The sequence below is a fragment of the Testudinibacter crocodili genome, assembly GCF_006228025.1.
Classification (GTDB): domain Bacteria; phylum Pseudomonadota; class Gammaproteobacteria; order Enterobacterales; family Pasteurellaceae; genus Chelonobacter.
Genome location: NZ_VDHF01000126.1, coordinates 1 through 7,805 on the forward strand (window position 1 = coordinate 1; position 7,805 = coordinate 7,805).

At 44.2% G+C, this 7,805-nt stretch carries 7 protein-coding genes; 5 read left to right on the plus strand and 2 right to left on the minus strand.

The features are described from left to right. Positions 1-71: 71 nt before the first annotated feature. Together FHQ23_RS11465 and FHQ23_RS11470 are read right to left on the minus strand one after the other, a co-directional pair. On the minus strand, positions 72-1,925 hold the full coding sequence (locus tag FHQ23_RS11465; RefSeq protein ID WP_139614441.1) for an SLC13 family permease: 1,854 nt from the start codon (positions 1,923-1,925) through the stop codon (positions 72-74). A 118-nt stretch (positions 1,926-2,043) separates the two neighbouring features. Next, positions 2,044-2,514, minus strand: a complete 471-nt coding sequence (locus FHQ23_RS11470; RefSeq protein WP_267963704.1) for a LexA family protein — start codon at positions 2,512-2,514, stop codon at positions 2,044-2,046. 357 nt (positions 2,515-2,871) lie between these two features. Between FHQ23_RS11470 and sstT the strand changes: the two genes are divergently transcribed. The 5 genes from sstT to FHQ23_RS11495 all read left to right on the plus strand — a co-directional run. Then, positions 2,872-4,131 carry a serine/threonine transporter SstT gene (sstT, locus tag FHQ23_RS11475; RefSeq protein WP_139614442.1) on the plus strand — a complete coding sequence of 420 codons (1,260 nt, stop codon included), beginning with the start codon at positions 2,872-2,874 and terminating at the stop codon, positions 4,129-4,131. 127 nt (positions 4,132-4,258) lie between these two features. Further along, positions 4,259-5,731 carry a molybdate ABC transporter ATP-binding protein ModF gene (gene modF / locus FHQ23_RS11480; RefSeq protein ID WP_267963705.1) on the plus strand — a complete coding sequence of 491 codons (1,473 nt, stop codon included), beginning with the start codon at positions 4,259-4,261 and terminating at the stop codon, positions 5,729-5,731. A gap of 60 nt (positions 5,732-5,791) precedes the next feature. Beyond that, a complete protein-coding gene (locus FHQ23_RS11485) occupies positions 5,792-6,715 on the plus strand; it encodes an SPFH domain-containing protein (RefSeq protein WP_139609350.1) in 924 nt (307 codons plus the stop codon). Between the two features lie 27 nt (positions 6,716-6,742). Next, positions 6,743-7,192, plus strand: coding sequence for an NfeD family protein (locus tag FHQ23_RS11490; protein WP_139614443.1), 450 nt, complete (start codon positions 6,743-6,745; stop codon positions 7,190-7,192). A gap of 19 nt (positions 7,193-7,211) precedes the next feature. Beyond that, positions 7,212-7,805 (plus strand): NAD(P)H-dependent oxidoreductase (locus FHQ23_RS11495; protein WP_139614444.1); only part of this gene is annotated, 594 nt, incomplete at its 3' end.

Sequence of the window (7,805 nt, forward strand, 5' to 3'; positions counted from 1 at the left end):
TTTGTCTACTATACCGGGTTTTATTTTGCCTCGGAAAAGGCTATACAATCAGCCTAACGGCATAACATTCATTAGCCAAATAAAATCGGCACCACCAATACGGTGGCAATCATCACGATAATCGTGAAAGGTACCCCAATTTTCAGGAAGTCAGAGAATTTGTAACCGCCCGGCCCTAATACCATGGTATTAACCGGAGAAGAGACCGGTGTCATAAATGCTGCCGATGCTGCCACTGCAATCGTAATCACAAACGGTAGCGCTGAGGTCTGAAGTTCATTTGCTAATGCCACGCCAATCGGAGTCATCAAAATCGCCGTCGCCGTGTTAGAGATAAACAGCCCAATTAGCGCACACAAAATAAATAAACTGGCTAGCACACCATGAATGCCCCATTCGCCAACCAGCTCAATCAAACCGCTGACGGCAAGACTAATCCCACCGGTTTTATCCAGCGCTATTGCAAACGGCATCATACCGACAATCAAAATCAGGCTCGGCCAATGAATCGAATTATAGGCACTGCGTGCATCAATGCAGCGAAATTTTGCCAACATCATGCAAGCGATCAGTGCCGCGATCACATTCGGCACCACGCCGGATACCATCAACGCCACCATTGTCACCACCGACAAAATAGCATGCGGCGCTTGCGTAATGGCCGGAGCAACTTGATCAATCTCACTGGGATAATTCAGCATAAAGAAATCTTTATTACTGCTGCGCAGTTCACGAATCTGTTTCCAATCACCGATGACCAAATACTGATCCCCTGTGGTAATCACGACATCGGCTAATTCTTCGGTAATCCGCTTGGTACCGCGTTTAACACCAGCAATAATTAAACCGTATTTGTGCTGAAATTTAATTTCACGCACCGTTTTACCCAAATTAGCACTTTCCGGAATCGGTGAAATCTCCGCCATGCCGACCGATTTCGCTTTTTCACTATAGTAGTTGCCACGCACTTCGATCGGTTTCAATCCGTATTCTTCACAAAACTGCGTCCAATCTAAGTCATTATTGGCAATATCCAGTAATAAAATATCTTTCTCGCGCACATCGGTCAATGCAGACGCGGTGACGACAATGTGACGAATTCGGCGCCAGCGCTCGACTGCAACCACTAAAATACGATATTGAGAATGTAGGTGCAGCTCATCGAGTGTTTTGCCGATCAAACGAGAACCTGGCATTACCAGCGCCTGCTTGGAACGATCTTGGACTTGATAACTTTCGATCAAATCATTCATCGAAGTGCGGTTATAGTTGTTTTTCTCATGACCTTGGTTATCACTATCCAAAAATCGGCGAGCAAACAGCATATAGCCGATTCCTAATACTAATACCATCAAACCAATCGGGGTAAATGTGAAAAAACCAAGCGGCGGCTCCCCTGCCCGAACCAATTCCGCATTCGCAATCAGGTTAGGCGGTGTTGCGATCAACGTTGTCATCCCACTGGTTAAGCCAGCCACACTCAGCGGCATCATCAAGCGTTTCGGTGAAATATTCATCTGCGCACAAATTGCCAATACCACCGGAATAAAAATCGCCACAATGCCGGTAGAACTCATAAATGCGCCCAATCCCGCCACCGCCACCATCAGCAACACCAGAATTTTGACTTCATTATTATCCGCCGCTTTAATCAGCCATTCACTCACTTGATAAGCAACCCCAGTTCGCAACAACCCTTCACCGACCACGAACAGTAGCGCAATCAAAATAATATTTGGATCGCTAAATCCAGCCAAAATTTCCGGCACACTCAAAATTCCGCTCAAACTGAATGCCACCATCACCAACAACGCTACCACATCCATTCTGATTTTATTGGAAATAAACAACCAAACCGCAACCAGTAAAAAAGCGAGGACTAAAAATAATGGCGGACTGATTGAAAGGTATTGTTGCAAAAGCATGACTTGATTTAACTCCCTGTTCTGATGGCTACTTCCGATTGCGGACAAATTGGTACTCTGGTTGTCCACTATAGCACAGAAGCAGAATCAATAGGTTTGAATCAATAAAAAATTGCCATCAGGCGGCTCTATCGCCTTTAATACGCCCTCTGAATTGATGAATTGTATTGGTGATCACACCTTGCAACCGCACTTGCTGTAGTGAGGGAACCCGTAAATTATCATGTTTGGAATCTAGCGAGAAAAAGATCAAATTATTCTCTTCTGCTGAAAAAAATTCGTACAACTGTAAAGTGCCGTTTTGTTCAATCACCACCAAATCACCGGGTATAATTTGAGCGGTTTCTTCGATAACCAACATATCACCCTGCTCAATTCCCCAAGAGGTCAAATTCGGGTTATTCACTCGCATAAAAAATGTCTGTTTGGGTTTTTTGATACAGTAAAGGTTTAGATCCATTTTGTATTTGACCGCACTTTGCTTACCAAAATGAAATGTTGCCTGTTGTTGATCATCATAGACCGGCATTGGTTGGTAAGAATAGGGATGTCTGGCTGAATTATCAATGCTATTCATATTGTTATACATAATTCGCTCCTTCTTTTGTGTCAATTTTTAACTTTAACGAACGCCGGCACTATTTAACTGGGTATTTATACAGTGATTTATACTGTATTTTTATACAGCATTCAACTGTTTTTTATTTTTTATTGACAAAAATAATAATAGCAAACAGTAAAGCATTGAATAATTTGATGGGTTATTCGCAATTTTCTTATGCAATAATTAAAAAATTAGCACTAAAGTAGCTATAGCATTACAAAAAAGCTGATTTGCTTAAATTTTATGTTTTATTATTTAAAATTTTACGTTAATCTTAGCTCGAGTCTCGCTTCAGAGATGATGTAAAAAGACCTTATCATTCACCATAAAAAGAAGAAAACTATGAGTAACTCAAATCACTTTTTAATCAAACTGCTGTTTCAAGGCAGTTTAATCACCAAAATCTCGATTGGTCTGGTGCTGGGTATTATTGCCGGATTGATTGCACACCGCTTGACTCCTACATTAGGTTTTAACCTAGCGGAAAGCGTCAGTGTTTTAGGTACGCTGTTTGTGCGTGGTTTACGCGCAATTGCACCTATTCTGGTGTTTATCTTAGTGTTGTCGGCGATTGCCAACCGCAAAGCCAGCAATGTCGAACACAATAGTAAGGCGATGAAATCCGTTATCGTACTGTATATTGTCGGTACGTTCCTCGCGGCACTGACAGCAGTCATCGCCAGTTTCTTGTTCCCAAGCCAATTGACACTGGTCACCTCTGGTGCTGAATTAAGCCCGCCACAAAATGTTAGTGAAGTTCTGCTGACGGTATTGATGAACGTGGTGGATAACCCGATTCAAGCGCTGTTTAATGCCAACTATATCGGTATTTTGGCATGGGCAATCGGCTTAGGTATCGCATTACGCCACGCTTCTGAAAGCACCAAGCGTATTATTCACGAATTGGCAGAAGCCGTAACCATGATCGTAAAAGTCGTGATCGCTTTCGCACCATTCGGGGTATTCGGCTTAGTGGCTGCAGCAATGGCGGACAAAGGCTTAGAGGAACTTGGTGCTTATGCCCACTTGTTGTATGTATTAGTCGGTTCAATGCTGTTTGTCGCATTTGTGGTCAATCCTATTTTAGTATTCTGGAAAACCCACCAAAATCCGTATCCATTAATCTGGACTGCGGTGCGTGAAAGCGGCTTAACCGCATTCTTCACCCGCAGTTCTGCCGCCAATATTCCGGTCAACATGAACTTGGCAAAACGTCTGGAATTAAACGAAGAGCTGTACTCTGTTTCCATTCCATTGGGTGCAACCATTAACATGGCCGGTGCCGCAATTACCATCACAGTGTTAACCCTGGCGGCTGTGACTACACTCGGCATCGAAGTCCATTTCACCACGGCCCTGTTGTTAAGCGTGATTGCCAGTGTCTGCGCTTGTGGTGCTTCCGGTGTTGCCGGGGGTTCCTTGTTGCTGATTCCATTGGCTTGTAGCCTATTCGGTATTCCAAATGATATTGCGGTGCAAGTGATTGGCGTCGGCTTTATTATCGGTGTGATTCAAGATTCGGTGGAAACTGCACTGAACTCTTCAACTGATGTGGTATTCACTGCCGCCGCAGATATTGCAGAAAAACGCAGCAACGGTTAGTGAATTTAGCAAAATAGTCGTTCACTCAACTATTTTTATCCAAGACAAGCGAATCGGTGTAAAACTGATTCGCTTTTTTTCATCCATTGGTTTAATTTACATATTGATTTAATTTACCCATGAATAAATGAACACATTACGAGGTACTATGCCAACCGCCATCCAATTACAACAAGCACAAATTAAAATCAGCAATCAGTTGTTTGTCACTATTGATAATTTTCAAATTATGCCAAACGAATTTGCAGTGATTGTCGGGCATAACGGCAGTGGCAAAAGTACCTTAGCTAAATTTCTGGCACAGAAAAAGGCGCCTTACACTGGCGATTATCAAAATTCATTCCAACAGATCAGCCTGCTCTCTTTTGAGCAACAACAGCAGATTGTCGAACAGATTTATCGTGATCTGAATAACGATTGTGTCGATCCCGATTATCATGGCAAAACCGCCGCCGAACTGATTTTAGAACAACATAACCAACCGCACTTTTTAGCCGAATTGGCTCAGACGCTGCAGATTACCCCATTACTGAACCGCGCTTTTAAGCACCTTTCCACCGGTGAAGGGCGTAAAGTATTATTGGCTAAAGCACTGATCAGTCGCCCTCAATTGCTGATTTTAGATGAGCCGTTCGAAGGTTTGGATCAAGCATCGCAAGCATTTTGGATTGACTTACTGACCGCACTTTGCCAACACATGACGGTAATCCTGATCATTAATCGACTGGACGATATTCCATCACAAGCCAATACCATCGCCATGATGAACAATTGCCGCCTTATCTTGCAGGATAGCGCTGAAATTATCCGTCAAAGTGCGGTTTTTCAACAACTTTGTCACGCCGAAAATAGCGCTTATCAAGCCATTCCGCTGCCTGCCGAAACGCCACAAACCCTCGAACACAATCTGGATTTCGTCTTTGATCTACACAATGTCAACGTTCGCTATGGCGATAAACTGATTTTGAACGGCTTAAACTGGCAGGTGAAACCAGGAGAAAATTGGTGGATTAAAGGTCCCAACGGCTGTGGCAAGTCTACTCTGCTCTCGTTGATTAGTGGCGATCATCCGCAGGCATTCTGCAACCCAGTCAAGATTTTTGGTAAACAGCGTGGCAGTGGCGAAACCGTTTGGCAAATCAAACAAAAAATCGGTTTTCTCAGCAACCAGTTCCATCTGGATTATCGGGTCAATTGCAGCGCACTTGAGGTGATTGTCTCCGGCTATTACGATTCTATTGGCGTTTATCAACAAATTCCGGACAGTTTACGTTTAAACGCCCTGCAATGGCTGGAGCGTATTCATATGTTATCCTTTGCCGACAAACCGTTTCGTACGCTGTCTTGGGGGCAACAGCGGTTACTCTTGATTGTGCGTGCCATGGTCAAACACCCGCCGATCTTGATTTTGGACGAACCACTGATGGGGTTGGACGGGATTAACCGCCAGCTAGTACTCACTTTTATCGAACAATTGATCAGCAACAGTGCAACACAACTGCTGTTTGTTTCACACCACTTAGAAGATCAGCCTAAGTGCATCAACCGCACTTTCGAATTTATTGCAAATAACGACAGTTACGATTATTATCAAAGTTAAACGTTATTTACTGATACGTTTTATCCTGTTAATCGACTTAAAAAGAGAGGAATTTCCGTTATGGATTTTTTAGATGGTTTGCCGATTGCAACAGTGTTTTTTGTGCTGTTTGTCATTTTTACCCTGTTTTCCGCCCTGAAAACCGTGCCGCAAGGTTATCACTGGACGATAGAACGCTTTGGACGCTACACCCGCACGTTGACGCCAGGTCTGAATTTTATTGTGCCGTTTATCGATCGGGTCGGACGTAAAATCAACATGATGGAACAGGTGTTGGATATTCCGTCACAAGAGGTGATCTCGAAAGATAATGCCAATGTGTCGATTGATGCGGTTTGTTTCGTACAAGTCGTCGATGCCCGCAATGCTGCCTATGAAGTCAACCATCTGGAACAAGCGATTATCAACCTGACATTAACCAATATCCGTACTGTGTTGGGCTCAATGGAGTTGGACGAAATGTTGTCGCAGCGCGATTCAATCAATAGCCGTTTGTTGTCAATCGTCGATGAGGCCACCAATCCATGGGGGGTCAAAGTCACCCGGATTGAGATTCGTGACGTACGTCCGCCAAAAGAGTTGATCGATTCGATGAACGCACAAATGAAAGCAGAACGTAATAAACGTGCTGATGTTCTGGAAGCCGAAGGGGTGCGCCAAGCCGCCATTCTGCGTGCCGAAGGTGATAAACAATCCCGCATTCTGAAAGCTGAAGGGGAAAGACAGGAAGCCTTTCTGAAAGCCGAAGCGCGCGAACGGGAAGCCGAAGCCGAAGCCAAAGCTACCCAAATGGTGTCCGATGCGATTGCCAGTGGTGATACTAAAGCCATCAACTACTTTATCGCACAAAAATATACCGAAGCCTTGCAACAAATCGGGCAGGCACAAAACAGCAAAGTGGTGTTGATGCCGCTGGAAGCCGGAAGCTTAATCGGTTCGGTTGCCGGTATCAGTGAATTACTCAAAGGCGATAAAAAAGCCTGATAAACTTTTAACTTAGAGAGGGACAACATGGAATGGTTTGCTACTTGGACGTTTTGGTCTTGGTTGATTTTCGGTTTTATCCTCTTAATCGCCGAGGCTATCCTACCGGGCATTTTCCTGCTCTGGTGGGGGCTGGCTGCCTTGGCGGTCGCCGGTTTAAGCTGCCTTTTCCCATTGCCAATAATCTGGAGTTGGGTTATTTTTGCCGGTCTAGCCGTGATCGCCAGCCTGGTGTGGTGGCGTTACCAGCACCATAAAGATCAGCAGGCAGATCCGCATACCGCACTTAACCAACGTGGCATTGCAATGCTCACTCAACGTGGCACCGTGACTGAAATGACAGCAAGCGGTATCGGGCGTGCGCATTTCGGCGACACCACTTGGCGGATTAAAGGTGCCAATTTGCAGGTCGGCGATACGGTAAAAGTATCTAAGGTTGACGGAATTACGCTGTCCGTTGAGAAAATCATCAATTAAACTGGTCTGAAGTGCTAATATGCAACACTTAATTATTTACGCCCATCCGCACTTACACAGCTTCAGCAAAGCCATCGTCGACAGCATTGCCACCAGCAGTAAAAAGTGCGGTGGTGCAGTTATGATCCGTGATCTGTATCGCATGAATTTTAACCCGATTTTATCCTATGAAGAGTTGCAAGGATCGTATCAGGGTATTATTGCGGCAGAAATTCGCTATGAGCAGCAGCTCATCTTAAATGCTGATTTAATCACGCTGGTTTATCCGCTATGGTGGATGGGATTTCCAGCCATCTTGAAAGGTTATCTGGATCGCGTATTAACGCACGGTTTTGCCTATAAAACAGAAAATGGCATTTCTCATGGGCTATTAAACGGGAAAAAGCTACAGCAATTTATTTTGATTGGCAGTAACTTGGCGGAATATCAACAACGTGGTTTTGATAAATCGATGCAAGATACGTTGGTTGACGGTTTGTTTAACTACTGCGGCATCAAGGATATTCAACATCAGATTTTTGATGATATTCATCTGATTGACGATCAAGCACGCCAAAGCATGCTATTGCAAGCAGCAGAAATCACTACACAAAATTTAGGCATAGTAGACAAA

Excerpts from the sequence above, each read along its gene's own strand:
- FHQ23_RS11465 (WP_139614441.1), bottom strand. The coding sequence starts at position 1,925 with ATGCTTTTGCAACAATACCTTTCAATCAGTCCGCCATTATTTTTAGTC.
- FHQ23_RS11485 (WP_139609350.1), top strand. The coding sequence starts at position 5,792 with ATGGATTTTTTAGATGGTTTGCCGATTGCAACAGTGTTTTTTGTGCTG.
- FHQ23_RS11490 (WP_139614443.1), top strand. The coding sequence starts at position 6,743 with ATGGAATGGTTTGCTACTTGGACGTTTTGGTCTTGGTTGATTTTCGGT.
- sstT (WP_139614442.1), top strand. The coding sequence starts at position 2,872 with ATGAGTAACTCAAATCACTTTTTAATCAAACTGCTGTTTCAAGGCAGT.
- FHQ23_RS11470 (WP_267963704.1), bottom strand. The coding sequence starts at position 2,514 with ATGTATAACAATATGAATAGCATTGATAATTCAGCCAGACATCCCTAT.
- modF (WP_267963705.1), top strand. The coding sequence starts at position 4,259 with ATGAACACATTACGAGGTACTATGCCAACCGCCATCCAATTACAACAA.